This window comes from Endozoicomonas sp. ONNA1 (assembly GCF_024606325.1).
Classification (GTDB): domain Bacteria; phylum Pseudomonadota; class Gammaproteobacteria; order Pseudomonadales; family Endozoicomonadaceae; genus Endozoicomonas_A.
The window spans coordinates 1-24867 of record NZ_JAHHPN010000466.1 but is presented as its reverse complement, the minus strand read 5'-3'; the positions used below and the strand labels follow the sequence as shown (position 1 = coordinate 24867).

At 49.2% G+C, this 24867-nt stretch carries 27 protein-coding genes; 8 read left to right on the top strand and 19 right to left on the bottom strand.

Features of this window, described 5'->3' with window-relative positions:
• Positions 1 to 446 precede the first annotated feature (446 nt).
• The 3 genes from KDK19_RS10720 to KDK19_RS10710 form a co-directional block, all read right to left on the bottom strand.
• Positions 447 to 1031: a 5-formyltetrahydrofolate cyclo-ligase gene (locus KDK19_RS10720; RefSeq protein WP_257255057.1), complete on the bottom strand. Its 585-nt coding sequence runs from the start codon at positions 1029 to 1031 to the stop codon at positions 447 to 449.
• 165 nt (positions 1032 to 1196) lie between these two features.
• On the bottom strand, positions 1197 to 1814 hold the full coding sequence (ssb, locus tag KDK19_RS10715) for a single-stranded DNA-binding protein (protein WP_306670750.1): 618 nt from the start codon (positions 1812 to 1814) through the stop codon (positions 1197 to 1199).
• Between the two features lie 91 nt (positions 1815 to 1905).
• Positions 1906 to 3246: an MFS transporter gene (locus KDK19_RS10710; protein ID WP_257255058.1), complete on the bottom strand. Its 1341-nt coding sequence runs from the start codon at positions 3244 to 3246 to the stop codon at positions 1906 to 1908.
• Between the two features lie 240 nt (positions 3247 to 3486).
• Here KDK19_RS10710 and KDK19_RS10705 point away from each other — a divergent pair, with 240 nt between their 5' ends.
• Positions 3487 to 4512, top strand: a complete 1026-nt coding sequence (locus tag KDK19_RS10705) for a hypothetical protein (protein WP_257255059.1) — start codon at positions 3487 to 3489, stop codon at positions 4510 to 4512.
• Here the strand turns inward: KDK19_RS10705 and KDK19_RS10700 are convergent.
• Together KDK19_RS10700 and KDK19_RS10695 are read right to left on the bottom strand one after the other, a co-directional pair.
• A complete protein-coding gene (locus KDK19_RS10700; RefSeq protein ID WP_257255060.1) occupies positions 4499 to 5266 on the bottom strand; it encodes an SDR family NAD(P)-dependent oxidoreductase in 768 nt (255 codons plus the stop codon). The two genes, KDK19_RS10705 and KDK19_RS10700, sit on opposite strands and share 14 nt — an antisense overlap.
• Positions 5267 to 5279: 13 nt before the next feature.
• Positions 5280 to 5984: a TSUP family transporter gene (locus KDK19_RS10695; protein WP_257291919.1), complete on the bottom strand. Its 705-nt coding sequence runs from the start codon at positions 5982 to 5984 to the stop codon at positions 5280 to 5282.
• A 217-nt stretch (positions 5985 to 6201) separates the two neighbouring features.
• On the opposite strand from KDK19_RS10695, the gene KDK19_RS10690 reads away from it, so the two are divergent.
• Positions 6202 to 7515: an aspartate aminotransferase family protein gene (locus KDK19_RS10690; protein ID WP_257255062.1), complete on the top strand. Its 1314-nt coding sequence runs from the start codon at positions 6202 to 6204 to the stop codon at positions 7513 to 7515.
• Between the two features lie 63 nt (positions 7516 to 7578).
• Here KDK19_RS10690 and KDK19_RS10685 read toward each other — a convergent pair whose 3' ends face one another.
• On the bottom strand, positions 7579 to 9099 hold the full coding sequence (locus KDK19_RS10685) for a PLP-dependent aminotransferase family protein (RefSeq protein ID WP_257255063.1): 1521 nt from the start codon (positions 9097 to 9099) through the stop codon (positions 7579 to 7581).
• A 165-nt stretch (positions 9100 to 9264) separates the two neighbouring features.
• On the opposite strand from KDK19_RS10685, the gene KDK19_RS10680 reads away from it, so the two are divergent.
• The 4 genes from KDK19_RS10680 (at position 9265) to KDK19_RS10665 (ending at position 12418) form a co-directional block, all read left to right on the top strand.
• Positions 9265 to 10128, top strand: coding sequence for a transporter substrate-binding domain-containing protein (locus tag KDK19_RS10680; RefSeq protein ID WP_257255064.1), 864 nt, complete (start codon positions 9265 to 9267; stop codon positions 10126 to 10128).
• Between the two features lie 108 nt (positions 10129 to 10236).
• Complete coding sequence (locus KDK19_RS10675) at positions 10237 to 10878, top strand: amino acid ABC transporter permease (RefSeq protein ID WP_257255065.1); 642 nt, start codon at positions 10237 to 10239, stop codon at positions 10876 to 10878.
• Positions 10879 to 10893: 15 nt separating this feature from the next.
• A complete protein-coding gene (locus KDK19_RS10670; protein ID WP_257255066.1) occupies positions 10894 to 11559 on the top strand; it encodes an amino acid ABC transporter permease in 666 nt (221 codons plus the stop codon).
• Complete coding sequence (locus KDK19_RS10665) at positions 11552 to 12418, top strand: amino acid ABC transporter ATP-binding protein (RefSeq protein ID WP_306801331.1); 867 nt, start codon at positions 11552 to 11554, stop codon at positions 12416 to 12418. Before KDK19_RS10670 ends, KDK19_RS10665 begins: the two co-directional genes overlap by 8 nt.
• 46 nt (positions 12419 to 12464) lie before the next feature.
• Here KDK19_RS10665 and KDK19_RS10660 read toward each other — a convergent pair whose 3' ends face one another.
• Positions 12465 to 13196, bottom strand: coding sequence for a riboflavin synthase subunit alpha (locus tag KDK19_RS10660; protein WP_257291918.1), 732 nt, complete (start codon positions 13194 to 13196; stop codon positions 12465 to 12467).
• A 254-nt stretch (positions 13197 to 13450) separates the two neighbouring features.
• Here KDK19_RS10660 and uvrA point away from each other — a divergent pair, with 254 nt between their 5' ends.
• Positions 13451 to 16273 carry an excinuclease ABC subunit UvrA gene (gene uvrA / locus KDK19_RS10655; protein ID WP_257254928.1) on the top strand — a complete coding sequence of 941 codons (2823 nt, stop codon included), beginning with the start codon at positions 13451 to 13453 and terminating at the stop codon, positions 16271 to 16273.
• A 234-nt stretch (positions 16274 to 16507) separates the two neighbouring features.
• Positions 16508 to 16951, top strand: a complete 444-nt coding sequence (locus KDK19_RS10650) for a polymer-forming cytoskeletal protein (RefSeq protein ID WP_257254927.1) — start codon at positions 16508 to 16510, stop codon at positions 16949 to 16951.
• 242 nt (positions 16952 to 17193) lie between these two features.
• On the opposite strand, the gene KDK19_RS10645 is transcribed toward KDK19_RS10650, so the two are convergent.
• The 12 genes from KDK19_RS10645 to rplR form a co-directional block, all read right to left on the bottom strand.
• Positions 17194 to 18411, bottom strand: a complete 1218-nt coding sequence (locus tag KDK19_RS10645; protein WP_257291917.1) for an amino acid permease — start codon at positions 18409 to 18411, stop codon at positions 17194 to 17196.
• 258 nt (positions 18412 to 18669) lie between these two features.
• The gene (rplQ, locus tag KDK19_RS10640; protein ID WP_257254925.1) at positions 18670 to 19056 is read right to left on the bottom strand and encodes a 50S ribosomal protein L17; all 387 of its coding nucleotides are present in this window, start codon (positions 19054 to 19056) and stop codon (positions 18670 to 18672) included.
• Positions 19057 to 19129: 73 nt separating this feature from the next.
• Positions 19130 to 20131: a DNA-directed RNA polymerase subunit alpha gene (gene rpoA, locus KDK19_RS10635; RefSeq protein ID WP_257254924.1), complete on the bottom strand. Its 1002-nt coding sequence runs from the start codon at positions 20129 to 20131 to the stop codon at positions 19130 to 19132.
• A 31-nt stretch (positions 20132 to 20162) separates the two neighbouring features.
• A complete protein-coding gene (rpsD, locus tag KDK19_RS10630) occupies positions 20163 to 20783 on the bottom strand; it encodes a 30S ribosomal protein S4 (protein ID WP_257254923.1) in 621 nt (206 codons plus the stop codon).
• 16 nt (positions 20784 to 20799) lie between these two features.
• Positions 20800 to 21189: a 30S ribosomal protein S11 gene (rpsK, locus tag KDK19_RS10625; RefSeq protein ID WP_034841784.1), complete on the bottom strand. Its 390-nt coding sequence runs from the start codon at positions 21187 to 21189 to the stop codon at positions 20800 to 20802.
• 52 nt (positions 21190 to 21241) lie between these two features.
• Positions 21242 to 21598, bottom strand: coding sequence for a 30S ribosomal protein S13 (gene rpsM / locus KDK19_RS10620; RefSeq protein ID WP_257254922.1), 357 nt, complete (start codon positions 21596 to 21598; stop codon positions 21242 to 21244).
• A 382-nt stretch (positions 21599 to 21980) separates the two neighbouring features.
• Positions 21981 to 22094: a 50S ribosomal protein L36 gene (rpmJ, locus tag KDK19_RS10615; protein WP_079253874.1), complete on the bottom strand. Its 114-nt coding sequence runs from the start codon at positions 22092 to 22094 to the stop codon at positions 21981 to 21983.
• A 49-nt stretch (positions 22095 to 22143) separates the two neighbouring features.
• Positions 22144 to 23469, bottom strand: a complete 1326-nt coding sequence (gene secY / locus KDK19_RS10610; protein ID WP_257253601.1) for a preprotein translocase subunit SecY — start codon at positions 23467 to 23469, stop codon at positions 22144 to 22146.
• On the bottom strand, positions 23470 to 23904 hold the full coding sequence (gene rplO, locus KDK19_RS10605; RefSeq protein WP_257253599.1) for a 50S ribosomal protein L15: 435 nt from the start codon (positions 23902 to 23904) through the stop codon (positions 23470 to 23472).
• A 1-nt stretch (position 23905) separates the two neighbouring features.
• Positions 23906 to 24088, bottom strand: coding sequence for a 50S ribosomal protein L30 (gene rpmD / locus KDK19_RS10600; RefSeq protein ID WP_252177315.1), 183 nt, complete (start codon positions 24086 to 24088; stop codon positions 23906 to 23908).
• A 3-nt stretch (positions 24089 to 24091) separates the two neighbouring features.
• A complete protein-coding gene (gene rpsE, locus KDK19_RS10595) occupies positions 24092 to 24604 on the bottom strand; it encodes a 30S ribosomal protein S5 (RefSeq protein WP_257291916.1) in 513 nt (170 codons plus the stop codon).
• Positions 24605 to 24615: 11 nt separating this feature from the next.
• Positions 24616 to 24867 (bottom strand): 50S ribosomal protein L18 (rplR, locus tag KDK19_RS10590; RefSeq protein WP_257291915.1); only part of this gene is annotated, 252 nt, incomplete at its 5' end.

Here is a 24867-nt window from a genome sequence, read left to right as displayed (position 1 = left end):
CGAGGATTGCAAGAAATTGAGGATAAAAATTTCTGCTTCTGAGGAGAATAGCGAGCTATTTGACGAAGAAGCAGGAATTTTTAGACCAATTTATTGCAACCGCAGTAGGACAGCCTTAAGTCCGACAGGCTGCTAGAAACGACCACTGACTTTTAACATCTTGCAGTTAACCCTTCTTTGTGCGAAATTCTCCAACGTTTAACAAAAAAGCAACGATAGCTATAGCTCAAGAAGAGCAGTTTGTGATGGTAAACCCATGACTGACTGCTTTAGATCATGAGACTACTGCAATAATAATTAATACAATGTGGAGCTCTGAAGAAAATGGTTGGCTCAAAACCCGATGCAATCAGCCTTTTATTAGCGGTGTTTACAATCGCTGTATTAACAACAGCAGCGACTTCGATCCTGATCTGACAAGCTGACAGTGTAAGCCAGGGACTGGCTTACTGACTTTTTTCACCGTATAACTGTTTTTCTGTTGCCACACCTTTCATGGGAATATCCCAGTCTGCCACAGGAATTGCACTGACTTTCTGACACTCATGTGCTAACCCTATCAGTATCGGTTTACTGCGTTTTCCCAGAAATGCAAAAGTCCGGTCGTAATAACCCGCTCCCATGCCGAGGCGATTGCCCTCTTCATCAAAACCAGTGAGTGGCATGAGTACCAGATCCAGAGCTTCCGCCTTAACGGTTTTCTCAAGATCCAGTTCCGGTTCAGCAATTCCGTAACGGTTCTCTACCATTCGGGTATTAGGTCTGTAGAGCTGGAAATACATCTTGTCAGGGTCTTCCTGATCCAGAACCGGAAGATAGCAGAATTTATCTTGCTCCCAGATCGTCCGGGCAATAAATCCGGGATCAATTTCACCATCATTAGCCAGATACAGCGCGATATGCTGACTGTGTCGAAAAACCTCACTGCTACATACGACAGAGGATAGTTTCCTTGCAGCAGCAAGCTGCTGTTCAGCCGACAGGGATTGACGATTGTTACGTAACTGCTTGCGCAGGCTGGCTCGATCCATCTGAGATGACACCCGACATTGTTCTATTCGATTAATATTGTCCACTGCTGGAAGAGAATAAACAATGAGAGAAATGGACAAAGTCTTTAAGAAATCGGCGATTTCTTCCCCAGATAATCAAAAGGCCGCTGATTTCAGCGGCCTTTTGCAATACCCGGTTCCTGCTTAGAACGGAATATCATCATCAAAGTCGTCAAAGCCACCAGCCGTTGCAGCCTGAGGCTGTTGCTGAGGCTGCTGTTGTTGAGCAGGACGCTGTTGAGGCTGATGTTGTAGAGGTTGATGTTGTTGCTGTGGTGCCGCTGCGGGCGCTTGCTGTTGCATCGGCTGTTGGGGTGCACTGTATTGCTGCGGTGCGGGCTGCTGAGAGGCTGGCTGTTGTGTAGCCCTTGGCTGAAACTCACCACCACTGGCAGGCATCCCCATTCCGTCCTGGCGGCTATCCAGCATTTGGAGCTGGCCACTGAAGCCATCAACAACAACCTCTGTCGTGTACTTATCCTGACCGGACTGGTCCTGCCACTTACGGGTTTGCAGCTTACCTTCGATGTAAACCTTGGAACCCTTGCGCAGGTATTGCTGAGCAATTTCAGCCAGCTTTCCGAAAATGACCACCCTGTGCCATTCGGTTTTTTCCTGAGGCTGGCCGGTGTTACGATCTTTCCAGGACTCACTGGTCGCCACGCTCAGGTTAGCTACAGCGCTGCCATTTGGGGTAAAACGGACATCCGGATCATTGCCCAGGTTGCCGATCAGAATGACCTTATTAACACCACGTGCCATCAGTTTCTCCAGTAATTTTTAACATAAACCGTTTTCACTCCCAACAGGAATAAAAACAGGTTTCTGGTTGTAGCTTTCTCATTCATTTATGTCAACACTCACCGTATTGGCGCAGCGCGGCCATATCCACTATTTTTCTGTCCACCTTCAGATAGGCGGTTCTCTCACTATCCAGGACGGTCACTTCCTCAACCCCGGGAATAATGGCCAGCTCCCTGCCAATGGCACGGGCATCCAGGCTCATGGACGAGTCGAGGGCCATCACCATACTGCTGACATAACGAGGTTGTTTCATGGTAACAGACAATAACCACCAGAGTGCAGTAGGGATTGCACAAACCATCATGACACCAGTCGCACCCCAGTACTGAAACGCCAACCCACCAAGACTGCCGCCCAGGGCCGCCCCCAGAAACTGGCTGGTTGAGTATACGCCCATAGAGGTTCCCCGAGTGCCTGCGGACGACAATTTACTGACCAGAGAAGGTAGTGTAGCTTCCAGAAAATTAAATGCCGCAAAAAACAGGAATATTCCCAGCAGTACACTTTCGACACGCCACATGCCGGCAATGGCTGCCAGCAACACAGTGACCGCACCTACAAAGCACTGTTTCAGGCGACGTTTGGCTTCACTGAAAATAATCACCGGTACGATCATGACAAAGGAGACCGAGAGTGCCACTACGTATATCCAACCGTGTTTTTCCCGGGCCATCCCCAGGATATCTTCCAACATTTGAGGCAAAAACACGAACAGGGCCATCAGGGTGAAATGCAGGGTAAAGATACCGGCCATCAACCTGAGCATTTCCGGATTGCCTACGACATTGCCTACGTCTTTTATACTGACTTTGGTGTTCAGATCAGTACGGGTCACCACTGGAGTTGGTACCATAAACAATAGAATTAGAATGCTTAAGCCCGCCATCACAGCATTACTGCCAAACAACCCCTCCAGCCCCCACCAGCTGGCGAATAGAGGGCCTAATAGCATCGCGATGCAGAATGAGAATCCGATACTGATACCAAATACCGCCATGGCCCGGGTACGGTATTGCTCGCGGGTCAAATCGGCCAGAAGTGCCGTGACGGCTCCGGATACCGCACCAGAACCTTGAAGAATCCGGCCAAAAATGACTCCGTAAATAGAGTCCGCCTGAGCGGCGACGAGACTACCCAGCATAAAGATCATCATACCGGCTATAATCACCGGCTTGCGCCCGAACCGGTCTGACATCCAGCCAAAGGGGATTTGCAGTGCTGCCTGGGTTAATCCATAAGCACCGATAGCAAAACCGGCCAGAGCCGGGGTGGCCCCTTGCAGGTCTTCGGAATAAAGGACCAGAACAGGCAGTACCATAAAGAGGCCAAACATCCTGAATACAAACACCAAAGACAGTGAGACCGTTGATTTCAGTTCCTGCGGAGACATTCCTGACTTCTTATATAACATTGCAAGCGGCTTATATTATCAGGAAAAGCTGTTGAAGTAAGGCACCGTGGGAAGACATTATGCCCGCTGGACTTGCGCCAAAAAAACCTTCCATATACCAACACTTTCCGGCCAATCAGCTATTTTTATTCCTTCCAGAGTAATCATGAAAAAGAAGTTTGCCTATCCCGGGGCAGGCGCATAATTACCCCAGGGAATAAACACAGAGGATTGATCAGCATGACATATCCTGTCCGATACGCCACTTATGTGAGGCTTTTCATGGTGGCAGTGCTTGCCACCACACTCGTGACTCCCACGTCGTCAGAAGCCCATTATGACCGTTATCACCGCCATCGTGATTGTGACCGCTCCGTATTTATTTCCGGTACAGTGCTTTTTGTGGGAGCTTTACTCTTGTATATCGAAATTTCGTCCTGGAATCGTTCAGGCAATACAGAGGATGCTGATACTCAGGAACACACATTGCAATTACCCGTCATCACCTACAAAAAAGAGGCAGCGTTAAAAAACCTTCACTCCGTAGGTATCAGGCTTGCTCCTGCGATAGACCGGAAATGCAAAATACTCGAATTAAAAGGTACCCGCAAGCAACTGAATACCCAAATCGAAGCAGTTATCTGTGACCCCATCTCACGAGTCAAAGGCGTGAATCGGGCTCTTTTAAGTGATATCCAAAAACAATGCCACGTCTGGTTCAGCAGAAACAGAATGGTATTTCCCCATGAAGTCAGTGGTTTTGATCTTAAAGAAGCCTTTAATGTTGTGCTTCCTGAACTGGTATACCGAGCTAAAATTCTGACCCTGTCCACCTATCAGGTATCACTGAATAACGATCATAAAAAGGACGCCACAGAAGATATGAGTTACTTCAGCATAACTATGAGCGGCTTCCAACCCAACGAGCACTTTAAAACCTGTTATCACTATCCAAGGAGTGCCGGAATGAACCCTCCCATGATGGACTCTAATGGCGAACTGGTTTTTAAACTGCCAAAACAGGGCGTTACTCATCTGCATCAGGACGGACACGCCGAGTACATCCTGGCAACCCACCTGTCGGTCAACCAGGCTAACATCGCTTACGCCTGGAAGCTGGGCGCTCCCTGGCCACCGCTGCCCGCGCCGGTCAGATTAACAGCAGCAGCCGGGGAGATTATGCCCATTCACGTTATTGATCAAGAACAAACAAACGAAAGTACCCGTCTTCAGGTTAAGGGAGAGAGGAGTATCACTGGTGACTGAACTCATCGCGGTCGATAGCAAATGGAGACCAGGCCTGACGTGTTGGCATCACCTCAACACGGTTAATGTTGATGTGCTCCGGCAAAGTTGCAATATAAAACATTTGCCCGGCAATATCTTCGGAGCTCAGAGGTGTGGTGCCACGGTATAAGTTATCTGATGCCTCCTGGTTTCCTTTGGTGCGCACCAGTGTGAATTCCGTCTCTGCAATGCCTGGCGATAGATCAGTAACACGTACCCCCGTCCCCTGCAGATCGCACCTCAGGTTGTAGCTGAATTGCTTAACAAATGCCTTACTGGCACCATAAACATGGCTTCCCGGATAAGGCCATTGACCTGCTATTGAGCCCACATTGATGATGGTAGCACCGGCCCCGGTCCTGATTAAGGCAGGCAAGAGTGCGTGTGTGACATTGACCAAACCGGTAACGTTGGTATCTATCATGGTGTGCCAGTCATCAAGATCAACCTCGGGGGCGCCCTGAGGCGCCAGTGCCAGACCTGCATTGTTAACCAGGGCTGTAACCTCTGAAAATTCTTCTGGCAAGGACTCTACTGCTTTAATCACGGCTTCTGAATCCCGCACATCCAGTTGCATCACATGCACTGGAACACCCAGAGTCTCTCTGAGATCCAAAAGCCTTTCTAAACGACGTCCCGATAAAACCAGCGACCACCCCTCTTTTGCGAATTTTTGTGCGGCAGCTTTACCAAAACCGGAGGTTGCGCCGGTAATAAATGCAACTTTCTTCATAATGATTTCCTTGTTAAATCATAATTGTGAGCAGTGCCAACATCATCAAAATGGGCGCTACCGTGTTTTTAGGTGATGAACCCGGGTATAAATCGAACAATTTTTTTCCCAACAGACTGCCCAGCATGGCAACGGGAAAGAGAAGCAAGCTGAACTGAATAGACTGGGCCGAGACAGCATCGACGAAGAGCAATCCCAGCAGAGATACCGCCGAACTCAAGATAAAAAACAGTATCGCCGTAGCTCTTATTTCATTTGCGTTTAACGATAGGTTTAAGAGATACAACACCAGTGGCGGGCCACCCGCTGAAGCCGTGGTCATCCCAAACCCTGACACTGCACCGGCGAGCAAGGCGTAGCGATGGTTAAGCCATGTCAACCGCAGATCAAACAGGATCAAAGCACCGGCAATCAATGAGAAACCTGCAATCATCATCTTTAGTTCATCTGCCGAGATGGCGGAGATAAACAAAAGCGAAACAGGTATTGCACCTAACATGCCCAATGTGAGCATGGTCAGCAGACGTCGATTAACCTGCGTCCTGATTCCTGATAACAGACAGAGACTACTGAGCAGATCAAGTGTCAGAGCAATCGCAATTGCATCAAATGGGGAATACACAAGGCTTAGACACAAGGCAGCAATAATGGCAAAGCCAAAGCCACTGTAGCCCCTTACTAATCCGGCAAAAAAAACAAATACCGTTGCTAAGCCCATTATCCATTCCATTACGTACTGCGAGTTGATGCCATCAATGTAATGAGCCCGGAGCCTATCCTATAGAGCCAGTTTTTCAGATTGTCTGAGTCAGTAGCGCCACCCCGTACCCTGACACAAGGCTTTTTTTAAACTGTCCCTACATCCTCTTTCATGTTTCTCGCCAAGATAGCGGCAAAACACAAACGAAGGCTCAATACTCCGCAGGAGAATGAAAATGGATGTATTTGAAACAAATGTATCAAATCAGCACGTCATAGACTTGGATAAACACGTATTCCATTCCTGGTCTGTACAAGATTCAGCAGCACCAATAGCTATTGCCGGTGCACAAGGATGTAACCTGTGGGACTTCGAAGGGAAGCAGTATCTGGATTTTAGTAGCCAGTTAGTCAACACCAATATTGGCCACCAACACCCAAAAGTTATTGATGCCATCAAGGCACAGGCTGAGTCCCTGGTGACCATAGCGCCAGCAACAGCTAACCTTGCCCGGGGTGAAGCAGCCAAACGCATACTGGATAAAGCACCCGGTAATTTTAACAAGGTGTTTTTTACCAATGCAGGCGCTGATGCCAATGAAAATGCGATTCGCATGGCAAGACAATTTACCGGTCGTGACAAGGTGCTCTCTGCCTACCGCTCATACCACGGCAATACCGGCTCAGCTATCGCTGCCACAGGCGACTTTCGCCGCGTACCTAATGAATACAGCCGCGGGCATGTGCACTTTTTTAACCCTTATTTCTACCGCACTGAGTTCAACGCAAAGACTCAGGAAGAAGAGTGTAAACGAGCCCTGCAGCACCTTAAACGAGTGATTGAATGTGAAGGACCCGATTCCATTGCGGCTATTCTTCTGGAGACAATCCCCGGCACAGCCGGTTTCCTGCTGCCACCGGAAGGCTACTTGAAAGGGGTTAGAGACCTGGCCACCGAGCATGGTATACAGCTGATCTTCGACGAAGTAATGGTTGGATTCGGTCGCACTGGCCGTTGGTTTGCCTTTGAGCACTTTAACGTTATCCCGGATCTGGTCACCTTCGCTAAAGGGGTTAACTCAGGCTATGTCCCTGCTGGCGGCGTTGTCGTAAGCGAGCCGATCTCGGAGTATTTCAAGAGCAACTTCTTTATGGGCGGCCTCACTTATTCGGGCCATCCACTGGCAATGTCTGCTATTGTCGCAACCCTGGATGCGATGGAAGAAGAAGGCATTGTTCGCTACGCCGATGAGGTAGGAAACACGGTTCTGGGACCCGCACTGATCGATCTGATGGAAAAGCACAATAGCATAGGAGACATTCGCGGCAAGGGCATGTTCTGGGCCCTGGAGCTGGTCGAGGACAGAACAACACGAGAGCCTTTAAGTAATGAGAAAATGGCTTCCCTTAAAGCCAAACTAACCGACAAGGGCCTTCTTTCTTTTATAGTGAACAACCGTATTCACGTAGCACCACCTCTTATTGTTAAACCCAATGAGATTGCTCAGGGTGTAGCCATTATTAGCCAGGTACTCTCGGATTTTGATTAAACATTAGTAATAAAGACGCCAGGACAGTTGTCCTGGCGTTGGTGCCTCCAAAGATCGAAAATGTTAGCCCTCCAGAGCTCTTGCCAGTTGTTCAACCCCTGGGGTAATAAGCGCTTTATCAATGGCATGAAAGCCGAGTCTGAAAAAAGTATTGATTTCGGGGTTGGCTTGTTGCTGCCCCATAAAATGTGAATATCCTGTCTCTATCAGAACCCCGCGTTGAGAAGCTCTGGACGCCAGTCGTTGACTGCTTATTTGGTTGGGTGTTTCTAACCACAAGGCATTGCAATAATTGCCCATGGCCAGTCGCTTACAATCCGGAAGATAGTGCTCAACCGCTTGATTAATCTCGTGCCAGCGTTGGCGGGTGTTGTCTTTGAAGCGCCGCAGGAAGCTGTCGTAGTAGCCCTGTGAAATAAAGTGCGCCATTTCCATTTGCACCCGGCTGGGCGGGTGGCGATACATTAAGCGACGCAGTGTGCGCAACTCATAGATCAACTCTTCCGGGGCAACGATATAACCGAGGCGAAGCCCGGGTGCCAATGTCTTGGAAAAACTACTGACGTAGACAACACGGTTGTTCTTATCCAATGCTTTCAGTGCAGGTAAGGGGTCCCACTCAGAGTTGCTGTCTGAGTCGTAATCATCCTCAATAATGATGGCGTCGTTTTTTTGCGCTAAATGTAAAAGGTCACACCGGCGTTGTTTACTCATAGTCACCCCCGTTGGAGCCTGATGACTCGGTGTAACATAGAAATAATCACAGATGGATGACAGTTCGTTCAGCACCAGTCCGTCCTGATCGACGGTGTGCGGATGAAGCTGAGCCCGGGCCAAACTAAAAATATTGTTTGCTTCTTTATAACCAGGGTTTTCCACCCCTACTCGAGTGTGTTTATCCATCAACATCTTGGAGAGCAAATACAGGGCGTTCTGCGAGCCAACCGTAATTAGAATCTCATCGCTCTTGGCGTGAATGCCTCGCTGAGGAAGTACCCGGGTCCGGATCTGCTCTACCAATAGCTCCACATCCTTATCGACTTTGTCACACAGCCAACTATGATCTTTCGGGTCCGCAATCACCTTACGAGTAGATTCCCGCCATTGCGCCAGAGGGAAATCATTAATGCTCGGTTGCCCATAAATAAAAGGATATTGATAACAGCTCCAGTGTGAGGGTTTCACTATACGAGGGAAAGCGTCAGTAGAAACCTTGAGTCGTCGGCTCCAGTTTGCTGCATTAGCGGGGTTATCTGCCTCAAAATGGTTCAACTCTTGTTCCACCTCTTCAAGTCTGGAGGAGTATTTTTCCGACAGATAATAACCACTTCTTGGCTTACTTATAAGATAACCGTCGTCTGATAAGCCTTCATAGACCAGTGACACGGTATTGCGTGAGACCTTCAATTGACTTGAAAGCTTGCGGCAGGAAGGTAGCGCCTCATCAGCAGAGAAGACACCTTCAAGTATTGCCTTAACCAGGTACTCTCTTACCTGCTCCTGCAAACTTCTCTTCGAATCAAACTCAATGAAACAGCTGTAATTTATCCCCATGGAGTAAACCTTTTGGATATTTTTATTCATTGCATTCGATTGACTCCAGCAAGAAGCAAGCCAATATACTAAATTAGTCGTATTAACTTTATTTTCTACCAGCTGTCCCAATCAGCCCGGTAAATTGGCTCTAACCCATTCATCTTTCTCATCTCTAAAGTGAAGGCGTTCACAAATCACAGCAAGTAACAAATTATGAGACATGGAATAAAACTTAGAAAATGGGTAGCCGTTGCCGCAGCAACGATGTCTTTAGGCATGTCCAGTGTGATTGTTGCCGATGAGTCGCCATCTTTCGCCAGCAAGGGGATAAAGGTAGCGACAGAGGATAACTATTCTCCGTTCAACTTTATCGATAAAGGCAAGCCGACCGGAATCAATAAAGATCTTCTGGATGAACTTCGCGACTACTCTGACTTCAAAGTAAAACAAGAGATTCTGCCCTGGACAGGCCTTCTGGCATCCGTTTCGGCAGGTCAGTATGACCTTGCCCTCACGGGTGCCATCATCACTGACGCTCGTCTGAAAGTATTCGATTTCACTCCACCCATCGCCTCCGCACAGCACTATTTCGTTGCCCGCGCAAAAGACGACAGCATCAATACCATCGCGGATCTGGATGGGAAAAGAGTTGGCTTACAGGCAGGCAGTGCCCTGTTGGAAAGACTTCCTGAGTTAAAAACCATGCTTGAAGCACAAGGCAAGAAACTGGGTAAAGTGGTTGAATATCAATCCTACCCTGAAGCCTACGCCGATCTGGCTAATGGTCGCATCGATTACGTGATTAACAGTATCGTGAATATAAATGAGCTGGTAAAAACCAAGCCCGGGGTATTCAAGAAAGGTGAAGCTGTATCCGGCCCTGGCTTTGTCAGTTGGCCTGTCCCGAAAGACAGTCCTGAACTGCTGGCCTACCTGACCGACTTCTTTGCACACCTGAAAGAGACTGGTCGCATGGCTGAATTGCAAGAGAAATGGTTCGGTGAATCCTTTGATGAACTGCCAGCCAACGCCATCGTCTCCGTTGAACAGTATCAAAAATTGACTGCAGTACAATAAACCACTCGTCATAGTTCAGTGACGGCCAGGACTCAAATACGACTACTCCCGGGAGCCTGGTCTTACCTAAAAAACAACGTTAATACTACTGCAGACAGGTAGGTGTATATGGATTACTACGGATGGATGCAATTGCTTCAGGGAGCATGGACCACTGCATGGATATCAATGGTATCCATCGCACTCGGAGTGGTTATCGGACTCGTGATAGCGCTCATTCGAATGGCAAAATTACCGATTATCGATCAGATATTAGGTGTCTATGTCAGTTGGGCCAGAGCCACACCACTGGTCACATTAGCCTTGTTCATCTTCCTCTCTTTCCCATCGTTTGGCATCAATCTCGATAAACACTTCTCGGCCATCCTGTGTTTAACACTGAATACTTCGGCATTTAATGCCGAGATCTGGAGAAATGCATTCCTCAACTTCTCTAGCGGACAGAAAGAGGCTGCCGAAGCCCTGGGTATGCGACGAATGACCTACTTCAGACGCATCATGTTCCCTCAAATGGTGGTCATGAGCCTGCCCGCACTGGTCAACGAGATGTCTTTCCTGATCAAAGGCAGCCCGGCGATTGCCGTCATTGGCGTGGTTGACCTGACTCGCGTTACCAACCGAATCGCAGCAGTCACTTATGAACCTCTCCTTCCTATCCTCTGCGCTGGCATTCTTTACATGTGCATCATAGGCGTGCTGATCAAATTACAACAGATGGCCGAGAGAAAGGCTAACTATCTGGCTGGCTGACAATAAGGAGTAGTTATGACTGAATGGGAAATAATCTGGCAGCAAAGAGAGATCTTTATCTCGGGTTTTGGTAATACCTTTGCACTATTTTTTGCCGGGTCAATCGCAAGTTTCATTCTGGGTGTGACCCTGCTCTACACTCTCGAAAATGGCTCGAAAGGTGTTAAAGGTAGCGTGATTCTGGTCATCAACATGATGCGCACCCTGCCCTTCCTGATTCTGGCTTACCTGTTGTACTATGGTTTACCCCAGGCCGGTATCCGCATGGATGCCTTTACCGCGGGCCTGATCTCCCTGAGCCTTTATCATGGCACCTATTTTTGTGAGATTTTCAGAGGCATTCGCAAGGGATTAGACTCAGGCCAGATGGAAGCGGCCCAGGCTTGTGGCTTCTCCAGGTTCAAGACCTTTACCCGCATCATCATACCCAATGTGTTGTTGAGATCCTTGCCGCTCATTGCCAATCAGCTGATCATCTGCCTGAAAGACACTGCCTTTCTATGCATTATTACTGTCGGCGAGATCACAGCGGCAGCTAACAGTATTCAATCAACCTACTTCATCCCGCTTAACGCATTTATTGTGGCTATCGCTCTGTATTGGATTATCAGTATCGCCATTGAACAGGTCAGCAAAATCACACTTAATAAAGTTCAGGATAGAGGGCTAAGCCATGCTTAATGAAAAGATTCACACCGGGCCAGTTGAAACCCCGAAAACCGTTCAAGAAACGGCACCTGTTGTAGAACTGCCTGTCCAATATCCAAAATCAGAATCGAATGCCCAGGATATTGTCAAGGTGGTGAACCTATCCAAACAGTTTGACGGAATCGAGGTGCTCAGAGACATTAATCTCACGATCAAAAAGGGAGACGTTGTCAGTATCCTGGGCTCTTCCGGCTCAGGTAAGTCCACTTTGCTCCGTTGTATGAACTGGCTTGAACAACCAGAACGGGGCAGCATCCATTTAGGTGATGAACGTATTGGTATCAATCCTGCTACCAGAAAACCACTAAAATACAAAGAGCTCGCCAAGATTCGCGAGCGTATCGGCATGGTATTTCAAAGCTTCAACCTCTGGCCCCATCTCACTGTGCTCAGGAATGTAATGGAAGCCCTGTTGCACGTTAAGAAGATGCCAAAAGTTGAGGCGGAAAAGATTGCCAGAGCGCAATTAGAAAAGGTTGGTATGTCCCATAAACTCGAAAGCTACCCAAGCATGTTATCGGGCGGTCAAAAACAGAGGGTCGCTATCGCCCGCGCCCTGGCTATGGAGCCAGAGGTGTTACTGTTTGATGAACCCACCTCAGCCCTTGACCCTGAACTGGTTGATGAGGTTCTGACCGTAATGCAGTCCTTATCAAAAGAGGGTTACACCATGGTGGTGGTAACACACGAAATGGAGTTTGCCAGAAACGTCTCAAGCCAGGTGGTGTTCCTGGAAAAAGGCATCCTGATTGAAAAATGCCCACCAGAAAAGTTCTTCACTCATCCGGATTCACCTCGGGTAAGACAGTTTTTGAAGCTGGATGGTGCCTGACTTCAAAATCAAAACTGGGAACATAAAGCTCTGGATTGCAGGGCTTTTAGCCGTTTTGCTGAGTGTTTTTCTTTTCAAGCAACGCAAAACTGCTGGTCAGCGACTCTGCCAAGTTAATATTTTTTTCTTCCATAAGTGCTTCCAGCGCAGGATAAAGAGCACCCAGTTGCTTTTCGAGCGTGTCTCTAATGGTGTCGACGATCACCTGCGTGCCTCGCTCAATTTCAATGTTGGCCCAATCACCTGCTTTTTTATCACTAAATGTTGTGACTCTTCGGGTCTCGGGAATCAACCAGACTTCAAAACAATCGTTCTTCTTGTCGACATCAGATAAAGTTAAGCTGCAACCATTAATCGCTATATAGCCCTTAGGGAAAATGTATTGTCCCCACTCATGGTCGTAGACAAACCGCACCCGACAGTTTCCCTCGATTTCTTCTAGTGCAAGAATTTGGGCCCGGAAGTCGATGTGTCCGGATAAAGGGTGTCCGCCAATTTCTGCTCCGTCGATGGCTGCGCGTTCAACATTCACGCTCTGGCCACTGACATAATCCCCTAATGTCGTTACCCGCAAGCTTTGTAAAATGACATCAAATCTGGCCCGAGTCGGGCTGACAATGTCTGTTACCGTCAGGCAAACACCGTCAACCGCAACACTGGCTCCTGTATTCAACCCCTGACAAAAGTTTTCTGGAAATTCAATGTCAAAGGTTCTGATACTATCGTGATCATCCACACGTTCAATCTTAGCCGTGCCTTGAACAATGCCTGTAAACATTCTATTGGCTCCATCACTTTTGATTCACTAGCAGGGTATACGCATAGGACTGTTAGCAGGATCTTCGACAGTGTTTCTTAAGGCGGTCAATAGAAACTGTAATTTAATGTCTGCACCAAAAATATTACACGACTATTGCTTAAAGTGCTTTAATTCTCTCCAGCTTGCTGTCGGACAGCTATTAACATGGGTTTGCGTGAGTAAAGTCTATATAATTGCTCCTTTGCCTGACAGATGGTACTGAGGGACTGGCTTTGGACACGATCACCGTACGGGGTGCAAGAACCCATAACCTGAAGAACATCGATCTGGATATGCCCCGGGACAGCCTGATTGTCATCACCGGTCTGTCCGGATCAGGAAAGTCGTCACTGGCCTTCGATACCCTTTACGCCGAGGGTCAGCGTCGCTATGTGGAATCGCTGTCAGCCTATGCACGCCAGTTTCTCTCGATGATGGAAAAGCCGGATGTCGACCACATTGAAGGTTTGTCACCCGCCATCTCCATTGAACAAAAGTCCACCAGTCATAACCCACGCTCAACCGTTGGCACCATCACTGAAATATACGACTACCTGCGTTTATTGTTTGCCAGAACCGGCACACCCCGATGCCCTGAGCATCACTTACCGCTGGAAGCCCAGACTGTCAGCCAGATGGTGGACCAGGTACTGGCGTTGCCAGAGGGTACTAAACTGATGCTGCTGGCCCCCGTAGTCAGGGATCGAAAAGGTGAACACCTCCATGTTTTCAGTGAACTGAGGGCCCAGGGTTTTATTCGCGCCCGGATTGATGGCATTGTCACCGACCTCGACAATCCACCCGAGCTGGACAAGAAGAAAAAACACACCATTGAAGTAGTGGTTGATCGCTTCAAGGTGAGAGAAGACCTGCAGTTGCGTCTGGCAGAATCTTTTGAAACAGCTCTGGAGCTCACCGACGGGCTTGCAGCGGTCAGCTTTATGGACGGTGAGCAGCATGACATTGTTTATTCTGCCCGCTTTGCCTGCCCGTCCTGTGGCTATAGCATCAATGAACTGGAGCCTCGCATGTTCTCGTTCAACAACCCGGCGGGAGCCTGCCCCAGTTGTGATGGGCTGGGGGTCAAGCAGTTTTTTGATGAAGATCGTATTGTCCAGCACCCGGAGTTAACCCTGGCAGAAGGCGCTATTCGTGGCTGGGATCGCCGCAGCGTCTATTACTTTCACCTGTTGAAGTCGCTGGCTGCTCACTTCGGCTTTGACATTGATACCGCTTTTGATGATCTTACTGCGGAACAACAGACCATTATTCTTCATGGCTCCGGCGAAGAGCAGATTGATTTTAGTTACGTCAACGATCGGGGCGATGTTTACAAAAAGCGCCATCGCTTTGAAGGCATTATCCCCAACTTTGAACGCCGCTTCCGGGAGACGGAATCCCAGTCTGTGCGTGAAGAGCTTTCCAAGTACCTCAGCACCCAGCACTGTCCAGGTTGTAAAGGCACTCGTCTTCGCCAGGAATCAAGACATGTCTTTATCGAAGATGAAACACTGCCCGATTTGGTGAGACTCCCGGTAGAACGTGCACTTGCATATTTCGAACAACTTAGTTTGCCCGGTCAGAAAGGGGAGATTGCTGAAAAAATCCTGAAAGAGATCTGCGATCGTCTAAGCTTCCTGGTGAATGTGGGCCTTAACTACCTGACACTTGATCGAAGTGCGGATACCCTGTCCGGGGGTGAAGCCCAGCGGATTCGACTGGCCAGTCAGATTGGTGCTGGTCTGGTGGGTGTTATGTATATTCTGGACGAGCCGAGTATTGGATTGCACCAGCGGGATAACGAACGCCTTTTGAATACACTGACCCGTCTTCGCGATCTGGGCAATACGGTGATTGTCGTAGAACATGACGAAGACGCTATTCGAACTGCCGACCACGTTATCGATATCGGTCCGGGTGCCGGGGTTCATGGCGGTGAAATTATTGCCCAAGGCACGCCTGCCCAAATTATGGATCATGAAAAGTCAGTCACCGGCCAGTACCTGAATGGCACGAAAGCCATTGCGATTCCTGAAAAACGTACAAGAGCGGATAAAAATAAGCGGATTAAACTCACGGGCTGCTCCGGCAATAACCTGAAGAATGTCACACTGGAAATCCCGGTGGGGCTGATGACCTGTGTCACCGGCGTTTCCGGTTCAGGAAAGTCTACCCTCATCAACAATACCTTGTACCCTATTGCTGCCCAAGTCCTGAATAGTGCCACCACTTTAACAGCATCAAAACACAAGAAGATCAGCGGCCTGAATCACTTCGACAAATGCATTGATATTGATCAAAGCCCTATTGGTCGCACGCCAAGATCCAATCCTGCAACCTACACAGGCATTTTTACCGCCATTCGTGAACTGTTTGCCGGAACCCAGGAAGCCCGCTCCCGTGGCTATAAACCCGGTCGTTTCAGCTTTAACGTTAAGGGTGGTCGATGTGAAGCCTGTCAGGGCGACGGTGTCATTAAGGTAGAGATGCATTTTCTGCCGGATATTTACGTACCCTGTGACGTCTGCAAGGGCAAACGATACAACCGTGAAACCCTGGACGTTAAATACAAGGGCAAGAATATTCATGAAGTCCTGGAGATGACCGTCGAAGAAGCTCTGGAATACTTTGAACCCATTCCTGCCGTTAAACGCAAACTGCAAACCCTTATGGATGTTGGTCTGTCGTATATCCATCTGGGGCAGAACGCTACCACGCTCTCCGGAGGTGAGGCACAACGGGTGAAGCTGGCTAAGGAACTTTCCAAGCGGGATACCGGAAAAACCCTTTATATTCTTGATGAACCCACCACAGGGCTGCACTTCCACGATATTGAACAGCTACTGGCAGTTCTGCACAGGCTACGAGATCGCGGTAATACCGTGGTAGTGATTGAGCACAATCTGGATGTGATCAAAACAGCAGACTGGATCGTTGATCTGGGACCCGAGGGAGGTGACGGCGGGGGCCAAATCATTGCCGGGGGTCCACCTGAAGTGGTGGCCGAAAGCACAGCCTCCCATACCGGCCGCTTCCTGAAGCCGATGCTAAAGTAAACTGATCCATAACCCGGCTCTGAGATGCAAACAGAGCCCACCCTATACAGCCAGTGCCAGGGCGCTCATTAGTTGCTTTTATGCATTGAAGCTGACAGCTCAATGGAGGATGATTCTTCCCTTGAAATTGCACCTTGAGAAAGGGGTCTGACCCACTGTATTCAGTCAACAGGACGCATACCACTTTTTCTTTCGCTCTAGGTATCTCGGCTTAAGCACTTTAAGGAGTCCACTATGTGGGGCAAGAACAGCTCAGAAAACAGTTTGATCAGCAGCACCAGAAATGATGACACTATCACGCTGATTGCTGCAGGCACTGAAGTTGAAGGCGATATCCGTTTCCGTGGCACCGTTCATGTTGAAGGTAAAATCAAGGGCAATGTCAGTTCCAATGATGGCAAACTGCAGCTGATCGCCGGCAGCCGTGTAGAAGGCAATATGACTGCTGCCCATATAGTCATCAATGGTCGTGTCACTGGCGACGTTTTCGCCACTGACAAGCTGGAGCTTTCAGCCGATGCCCATGTAGAAGGCAACGTATATTACGATGTGATGGAAATCGCGGCCGGGGCTGCCATCAATGGCAAGATGGAGCGTATGCACAAAAGCGGAGAACTGTTGCTCAATACCTCTGAGGAGGAGGAAGAAGCCAAGATCAAGCAACTCGAGTCTACCTGATCCTCTGAGAGGAAACTCGAGGCCATTTTTATGGAAATACACTTACTCAAAAAGCAAAACATTGATCCAGATCAATTCCTGGATAGGCGTAAATACTTATAGTACAAACCACAGGAGTGAGAGCAAATAGACAATAAGAACAATTTCACAATAAAAAATAATACATGGAACCAAGAATAAAAATCATAACACCTTGATGTAACCAGACCATAAAAAGCCAGATTCGATAAGGGTCTGGCTTTTTATTTTATTATCTGTGAAACCAGAAACCCTGCCAGCACAATTACACCAAAAATCACCACCAAAAAATCGTTCCCGGGGTTTCGGTACCGTCTGAGTACATTGGACTTATAAAGCCCTACGACCGGAACAAAGAAAAGGATAATCGCCATCATGGGAGCCACTATGGCATCCATGATCAACAGAATACTCCAGTCACCGACGCCGGCAATCCAGCACCCCAGGGCTACCAGAAAAAGACTCAAGCCTCTGGAGCTGCCAGAAGGAAGCGTCAACTCACTGGGCCTGAGCTTCTCTAACCCCACACTGAACAAGCTATCAATGACTTCAATAGTGCCAAGAAAGAAACCAAAGAAAGAGGTTAAAATCGCCACAAAGGCGATAACAGGTGCCAGACTCGAGAAAATAAAGTTGCCAGGTTGATTAGCCAGGATGGAGAGAGTCGGGAGATTTTGAGCTTTCGCAAGCTCTATCTGTTCTGGCGTCAGAGCCAATATACATGAAAGTACAAAAAATAATGTAATAAGCAGTAAAAGCAGAGAACTTTTGAAGTGAATCTGGTCGGTCTTGGCGATGCACTGGTGAAGCTCAGGGATTTGACGCCGGTATGATTGAGCAAAGGATGAACAAACAGGTGCATGATAGAAAGAAAACACCAGCACAGGCAAAGTCAGAAGAAAGGTTGTTACGATGTCCGTCATAGGTACTTCCTGTCGGAGAAAATCCATTCGCCACTGAGGGATCAAATACAAACCTATACACAACAATGTGAGTGCCAGAGGAAACACCAGACTGCTGATAAGTGTCAAAAGCTTCTGCTCTGAACCACAAAAAAGGGAAATCATGCCAACGACCAGCAAAAACACGAGCAAAGGTCTGTTTACTTCACCCGCCCATTCAAGCTGATTGATCAGAAAGCTCTCGGTAACGTTTGAAATGCCAATCGTGTAGAGCAGTAAAACAGGAAACATCGACAAAAAGCAGATCAGCATCAACCACTGGCCGACTTTATTGCCAAATCTCTCTCTTACAACACTGCTGATATCACTATCAGGTTTTCGGGAAGACAAAAAGAATCGGGTTAACCCTCTATGGGTAAGAAATATCATGGGGCCACTGACCAGAGCCATGAACAGAAGAGGCCATATACCACCACTGCCTGCCGCTATGGGAAGGTAAAGAAGCCCTGCACCAATACCTGTACCTACGTGACTGAACATCCAGCCTGTATCCCTGGCAGTCCATTCTGATTTGGAGTATTTTCCGATAGAACGTTTGACTTCAACACCCTGATTTGACATAGACCCTCGAACAGCAGAACAGCAATGCTTATGCAGTATAGACAGTGGAAAGACGGTTCGAGTTCCCCTGTCATTGTCAGCTGGGTCAATTCAGGAAAGGCTTCACTTGCCTGACTGAGTTTCAAGTTTCAAAAAAAACCGGACACAAGGTCCGGTTTTTTTTTGAAAGAGTAAAACTTACTCTTCAGTAGCTTCCGCTTCAGCCACTGGACGATCCAGCAACTCAACAATAGCCATAGGCGCATTGTCACCCTTACGGAATCCGCACTTCAGGATACGGATATAACCGCCCGGGCGCTCTTTGAAACGAGGGCCCAGTTCGGAGAACAGCTTACCAACAGTCTCTTTGTTACGGAGACGATCAAACGCCAGACGACGGTTGGCTACGCTGTCTTCCTTGGCCAGGGTGATCAGCGGTTCAGCAACACGGCGCAGCTCTTTAGCTTTCGGCAGTGTCGTTTTGATTACTTCATGCTCTACCAGGGAAGCAGTCATGTTCTTGAACATCGCCTTGCGATGTGAACTGTTCCGGTTGAGCTTGCGGCCACTCTTACGATGACGCATGGCACAAACTTCCTCATTCTACCATCTGCCCTGCACCCACTCTGTTGGAGTGAGTGAAAAAGCCAATGGCTGCTTAAGCAGAAATCTTGTCGTCGCCCTTCAGGCTGGCCGGTGGCCAGTTGTCGAGACGCATACCCAGGCTCAGACCACGGGAGGCCAGAACGTCCTTGATCTCGGTCAGGGACTTCTTACCCAGGTTCGGGGTCTTGAGCAGTTCAACCTCAGTGCGCTGAATCAGGTCACCAATGTAGTAGATGTTTTCTGCCTTCAGGCAGTTAGCACTACGTACGGTCAGTTCGAGATCATCCACAGGGCGCAGCAGAATAGGATCAACTTCATCCTCTTCCTTAACTGGCTCTGGTTCAGGCTCGCCTTCCAAATCAACGAATACAGCCAGCTGCTGTTGCAGAATGGTTGCAGCACGACGGATAGCTTCATCCGGGTCCAGAGTACCGTCGGTTTCCAGATCAAGAACCAGCTTGTCCAGATCGGTACGCTGCTCAACACGAGCGCTTTCAACGACATAGGAGACGCGGTAAACAGGGCTATAGGTGGCATCCAGTTGCAGACGGCCAATAGCACGAGTCTCTTCTTCATCCTGATGACGGCTGTCAGCAGACTCATAACCGCGGCCACGCGCTATTCTTAGCTGCATGTTCAAGTCGCCTTTCTCATTCAGATTGGCGATCACATGATCCGGGTTTACGATTTCAACATCGTGGTCCAACTGGATATCCGCAGCAGTCACAGGGCCGGAACCTTTTTTGGTCAGACTCAGTGTTGCTTCGTCACGGCCGGTCATGCGAATGGCAAGACCTTTGAGGTTCAGCAGGATGTCAATAACATCTTCCTGAACACCTTCAATCGCACTGTATTCATGCTGTACACCATCAATCTCAACTTCAGTCACGGCACAGCCGGGCATGGAAGAAAGAAGGATACGACGCAAAGCATTGCCCAAGGTATGTCCAAAACCACGCTCAAGCGGTTCCAGAGTTACCTTAGCGCGCGTCAGGCTAATTTCCTCGACATCAATGTGTCTAGGAGTAAGAAATTCAGTAACCGAATTCTGCATGGATGTTACACCCCACCTAACTGTCTATCCCTTACTTGGAGTACAGCTCGACGATCAAGTTTTCGTTGATGTCGGCTGACAGGTCACTCCGCTCGGGCAGCACCTTGAAGGTACCTTCCTTTTTGCTGGCATCAACTTCAACCCAGGTAGAAAACCCACGCTGAGCGGCCAGTTCAAGGGCTGCATTAATACGCAGCTGGTTTTTAGCCTTTTCGCGGATGGCGACAACATCGCCAGGCTGAACCTGATAGGAAGGAATGTTTACTGTCTTTCCATTTACCAGGATGGCTTTGTGGCTTACCAGCTGACGTGCTTCGGCACGGGTGGAACCGAATCCCATGCGGTAAACTACATTATCAAGGCGAGACTCAAGCAGTTGCAAGAGGTTTGCACCAGTTGCACCTTTCTTGCGATCAGCGGCCTTATAGTAGTTACGGAACTGCTTCTCCAGTACGCCATAGATACGACGAACTTTCTGCTTTTCACGAAGCTGTACACCGTAGTCAGAAAGACGGCCACGACGCTGACCGTGCTGACCTGGAGCTATTTCTGCTTTGCACTTTGACTCGAGTGCACGGACGCCGCTCTTCAGAAAAAGATCAGTGCCTTCACGACGAGACAGTTTGCACTTTGGACCAATATATCTAGCCATTTATACCGACTCCTGCTTATACACGACGCTTTTTAGGCGGACGACAACCGTTGTGGGGGATCGGGGTAACATCAGTGATGTTAGTGATCTTGTAACCACAAGCGTTCAATGCGCGTACAGCGGATTCGCGGCCAGGACCAGGTCCTTTCACGCAGACATCCAGATTCTTCAGACCGTATTCAGCGGCAGCCTGACCTGCACGCTCGGCAGCAACCTGGGCTGCAAACGGCGTGCTCTTACGAGAACCACGAAAACCGGAACCGCCGGCTGTGGCCCAGGCCAGAGCATTGCCCTGACGATCGGTAATAGTCACGATAGTGTTGTTAAAAGAAGCGTGGATGTGAGCTACTCCGTCAACAACCTGCTTTTTAACCTTCTTACGTGAACGAGTACCTGGCTTTGCCATATCAGAATAAATCCTGTTTCATAAGAACGGTATTACCATTCTTAATTGATACTTACTTACGAATAGGCTTGCGAGGACCCTTACGGGTGCGAGCATTCGTCTTGGAACGCTGACCACGAACCGGCAGACTGCGACGGTGGCGGATACCACGGTAGCAACCCAGATCCATGAGGCGTTTAATGTTCATGCTGATTTCACGACGCAGATCACCTTCAACATCCAGCTTGGCGATTTCGCCACGCAGGGATTCCAGTTGATCTTCGCTCAGATCAGCGATTTTGGCTTCTGGCTTAACGCCAGTGGATTCGCACAGCTTTTTGGCTGTGGTCTTGCCGATGCCGAATATGTAGGTCAACGAGATAACAGCATGTTTGTTATCCGGAATGTTGACGCCAGCAATACGGGCCATTCAATCGTCTCCGTTTGTTTTCTCCGTGAGTTCATCCTTGTCTTTAAAGACAGGGACATTTTGAGTTCACGGTTATTTTCGCCTGTAGACTTACTTGACCAACTTTACAGCCAGCCATGCGACATTTATCGACTTCGCAATCTATAGGCAGATAACACGGACCGGAGCAGCACCTGAAGATACTGTTGAGAATGCGACGAAGCACGCCCATCCAGTCCATTGTTAGATGCTTACACAACTAACAGGTCGAAAGGCGGAAATTTTAATCCCACCTACGACAAAATACAACCGCTCATGATGCTCATGAGCGGTTGTATTTATCTGTAGCCTTGTGAGGTCAGACCATAACAGCCCGGGCTAACCCGAAAGACCTCATACACAATCAGCCTTGACGCTGTTTGTGTCGCGGCTCAACGCAGATCACACGAACAGTGCCCTTGCGCTTGATAATCTTGCAGTTACGGCAGATTTTCTTGACCGATGCACGTACTTTCATTATTCACTCCACCATTTCAGAGCTAGCGGCATTCGTTGCAGAACCGGTGTTAGCGGATCAGGCCACCACCACCATAGCCCTTAAGATTGGATTTCTTCAGCAGTGACTCGTACTGATGTGACATCAGGTGAGACTGCACCTGAGCCATCGTATCCATGACGACCACTACTACGATCAGCAGACTGGTACCACCCAGATAGAAAGGCACGTTAGCCGAAACTACCAGGAACTGTGGCAGCAGACATACCGCTGTCATGTAAATAGCGCCAAACATGGTTAAACGAGTCAGGACACCATCGATGTAACGGGCAGACTGTTCACCAGGACGAATACCCGGAATGAATGCCCCTGACTTCTTCAGGTTGTCCGCAACGTCCTTCGGGTTGAAGACCAGTGCAGTGTAGAAGAAGCAGAAAAAGATGATCCCTGCCGAGAACAGAACTATGTTCAGCGGCTGACCCGGACCCAGCGCCAGTGCGATATCCTGAAGCCATTCCCAACCTTCACCCTGTCCAAACCATTGTGCAATGGATGCAGGAAAGAGCAGAAGACTGGAAGCAAAGATAGCTGGAATAACACCGGCCATATTGACTTTCAGAGGCAAATGGCTGCTCTGTGCCGCGAATACTTTACGACCTTGCTGACGCTTGGCGTAATTGACAGTAATACGGCGTTGACCACGCTCAATGAATACAACGAACGCGATAATTGCAATGGCCAGCAGGGCGATTGCGAGCAGCGCCAGGATATTGATGTCACCCTGACGGGCTGACTCGAAAGACCGCCCAATCGCGCCAGGCAGACCAGCGACAATACCTGCAAAAATCAGGATAGAGATGCCGTTACCAATCCCGCGTTCAGTCACCTGCTCGCCCAGCCACATCATAAAGACGGCGCCGGTTACGAAGGTGACTACAGCGACCACGTAGAAGCTGATATCAGGATTGAATGCTACGCCCTGGTTGGCAAGACCTACGGTCATGCCGGTACCCTGAACGAACGCCAGCACCACTGTCAGGTAGCGGGTATACTGGCTGATCTTGCGTCGGCCCGATTCACCTTCCTTCTTTAGCTGTTCCAACTGCGGGCTGACCACCGTCATCAACTGAATGATGATGGACGCCGATATGTAGGGCATGATTCCCAGCGCCAGTACCGACATACGCTCCAGAGCACCACCAGAGAACATGTTGAACAGGCCAAGAATGGTCCCTTCATTTTGTTGAAACATCCGGGCCAGGGCATCAGGGTTGATGCCGGGCACAGGAATATGAGCACCGATCCGATATACAAGGATCGCCAGAAATACGAATTTGAGGCGAGAAATTAACTCGCCCAAACCGCTTTGATTCCCAACAGGTAGTGTCTTAGCCATTTAGTCCTCGATCTTACCACCAGCAGCTTCGATCGCGGCGCGTGCGCCCTTGGTAGCTGCCACACCTTTCAGTGTTACGGCCTTGTTCAGTTCGCCGGACAGTATCACTTTCGCACGCAGGATGCTACCGTTGATAAGGTCTGCAGCCTTCAGAGCAGCCAGATCGATCACGTCGGATTCAACCTTGGCCAGCTCGTGCAAACGAATTTCAGCAGTAAAACGCGCCTTGCGGGAAGTAAAACCGTACTTGGGCAGACGACGTTGCAGTGGCTGCTGTCCGCCTTCAAAACCAGGTCTTACTGAACCACCGGAACGAGACTTCTGACCTTTGTGACCACGGCCACCGGTCTTACCCAAACCGGAACCGATGCCACGGCCAACGCGCTTACGCTCTTTACGACTGCCTTCAGCAGGACTCAGAGTATTCAGACGCATGTTATTCTCCTTCGACCTTAACGAGGTAAGATACCTTGTTGATCATGCCGCGAACGGAAGGAGTATCTTCCACTTCAACCGTGTGGTTGATGCGACGCAGACCCAGGCCACGGACGCAAGCCTTGTGGCTTTCGAGGCGACCGTTAGTGCTCTTTACGAGCGTCACTTTGATCTTCTCAGCCATGACTTACCCCAGAATGTCTTCAACAGACTTGCCACGCTTGGCAGCAATGTCATCAGGAGAACGCATGTCGCGCAGACCCTTGAAGGTTGCGTTAACAACGTTCACAGGGTTGGTGGAACCGTAGCACTTGGCCAGTACGTTATGTACGCCAGCCACTTCCAGAACAGCACGCATAGCACCACCGACAATAACACCAGTACCCGCAGAAGCAGGCTGCATGTAGACCTTGGAAGCACCGTGACGGGCTTTAACAGGGTACTGCAGAGTGTCGCCGTTCAGGTCGACCTGGATCATGTTGCGACGGGCAGCTTCCATAGCCTTCTGGATAGCAACTGGCACTTCACGCGCCTTGCCACGACCGAAGCCCACTTTGCCTTTACCATCACCAACAACGGTCAGGGCTGTGAAACCGAAGATACGACCACCCTTCACCACTTTGGCTACACGGTTAACCTGTACCAGCTTTTCGATCAGACCTTCGTCATTGTTTTGCGGTTTACGCTCATCTTTCGCCATGATGCCTACCCTCAGAATTCCAGACCGGCTTCACGGGCTGCATCGGCGAGAGCCTTAACACGACCGTGATACTTAAAACCGGAGCGGTCGAAAGCGACCTTGGCAACACCAGCAGCTTTAGCACGCTCAGCAATCAGAGCACCTACTTTTTTAGCAGCTTCAACGTTACCGGTAGCTTCGCCACGCAGCTCCTTCTCTACGGTGGAGGCAGAGGCCAGCACCTTGTCACCCTCAGGGGCAACCACCTGCGCATAGATATGACG

Coding starts and splice junctions, on each gene's coding strand:
- rpmD (WP_252177315.1), bottom strand. CDS start 24,088: ATGGCTGAGAAGATCAAAGTGACGCTCGTAAAGAGCACTAACGGTCGC.
- KDK19_RS10680 (WP_257255064.1), top strand. CDS start 9,265: ATGAGACATGGAATAAAACTTAGAAAATGGGTAGCCGTTGCCGCAGCA.
- ssb (WP_306670750.1), bottom strand. CDS start 1,814: ATGGCACGTGGTGTTAATAAGGTCATTCTGATCGGCAACCTGGGCAAT.
- KDK19_RS10665 (WP_306801331.1), top strand. CDS start 11,552: ATGCTTAATGAAAAGATTCACACCGGGCCAGTTGAAACCCCGAAAACC.
- KDK19_RS10695 (WP_257291919.1), bottom strand. CDS start 5,984: ATGGGCTTAGCAACGGTATTTGTTTTTTTTGCCGGATTAGTAAGGGGC.
- secY (WP_257253601.1), bottom strand. CDS start 23,469: ATGGCTAAGACACTACCTGTTGGGAATCAAAGCGGTTTGGGCGAGTTA.
- rpsM (WP_257254922.1), bottom strand. CDS start 21,598: ATGGCCCGTATTGCTGGCGTCAACATTCCGGATAACAAACATGCTGTT.
- rpsE (WP_257291916.1), bottom strand. CDS start 24,604: ATGGCGAAAGATGAGCGTAAACCGCAAAACAATGACGAAGGTCTGATC.
- KDK19_RS10660 (WP_257291918.1), bottom strand. CDS start 13,196: ATGTTTACAGGCATTGTTCAAGGCACGGCTAAGATTGAACGTGTGGAT.
- KDK19_RS10645 (WP_257291917.1), bottom strand. CDS start 18,411: ATGTTCAGTCACGTAGGTACAGGTATTGGTGCAGGGCTTCTTTACCTT.
- KDK19_RS10650 (WP_257254927.1), top strand. CDS start 16,508: ATGTGGGGCAAGAACAGCTCAGAAAACAGTTTGATCAGCAGCACCAGA.
- KDK19_RS10705 (WP_257255059.1), top strand. CDS start 3,487: ATGACATATCCTGTCCGATACGCCACTTATGTGAGGCTTTTCATGGTG.
- KDK19_RS10670 (WP_257255066.1), top strand. CDS start 10,894: ATGACTGAATGGGAAATAATCTGGCAGCAAAGAGAGATCTTTATCTCG.
- rpsK (WP_034841784.1), bottom strand. CDS start 21,189: ATGGCAAAGCCAGGTACTCGTTCACGTAAGAAGGTTAAAAAGCAGGTT.
- KDK19_RS10700 (WP_257255060.1), bottom strand. CDS start 5,266: ATGAAGAAAGTTGCATTTATTACCGGCGCAACCTCCGGTTTTGGTAAA.
- rpsD (WP_257254923.1), bottom strand. CDS start 20,783: ATGGCTAGATATATTGGTCCAAAGTGCAAACTGTCTCGTCGTGAAGGC.
- KDK19_RS10710 (WP_257255058.1), bottom strand. CDS start 3,246: ATGTCTCCGCAGGAACTGAAATCAACGGTCTCACTGTCTTTGGTGTTT.
- rplO (WP_257253599.1), bottom strand. CDS start 23,904: ATGCGTCTGAATACTCTGAGTCCTGCTGAAGGCAGTCGTAAAGAGCGT.
- KDK19_RS10690 (WP_257255062.1), top strand. CDS start 6,202: ATGGATGTATTTGAAACAAATGTATCAAATCAGCACGTCATAGACTTG.
- KDK19_RS10720 (WP_257255057.1), bottom strand. CDS start 1,031: ATGGATCGAGCCAGCCTGCGCAAGCAGTTACGTAACAATCGTCAATCC.
- rplQ (WP_257254925.1), bottom strand. CDS start 19,056: ATGCGTCATCGTAAGAGTGGCCGCAAGCTCAACCGGAACAGTTCACAT.
- KDK19_RS10675 (WP_257255065.1), top strand. CDS start 10,237: ATGGATTACTACGGATGGATGCAATTGCTTCAGGGAGCATGGACCACT.
- rpmJ (WP_079253874.1), bottom strand. CDS start 22,094: ATGAAAGTACGTGCATCGGTCAAGAAAATCTGCCGTAACTGCAAGATT.
- KDK19_RS10685 (WP_257255063.1), bottom strand. CDS start 9,099: ATGAATAAAAATATCCAAAAGGTTTACTCCATGGGGATAAATTACAGC.
- rpoA (WP_257254924.1), bottom strand. CDS start 20,131: ATGCAGAATTCGGTTACTGAATTTCTTACTCCTAGACACATTGATGTC.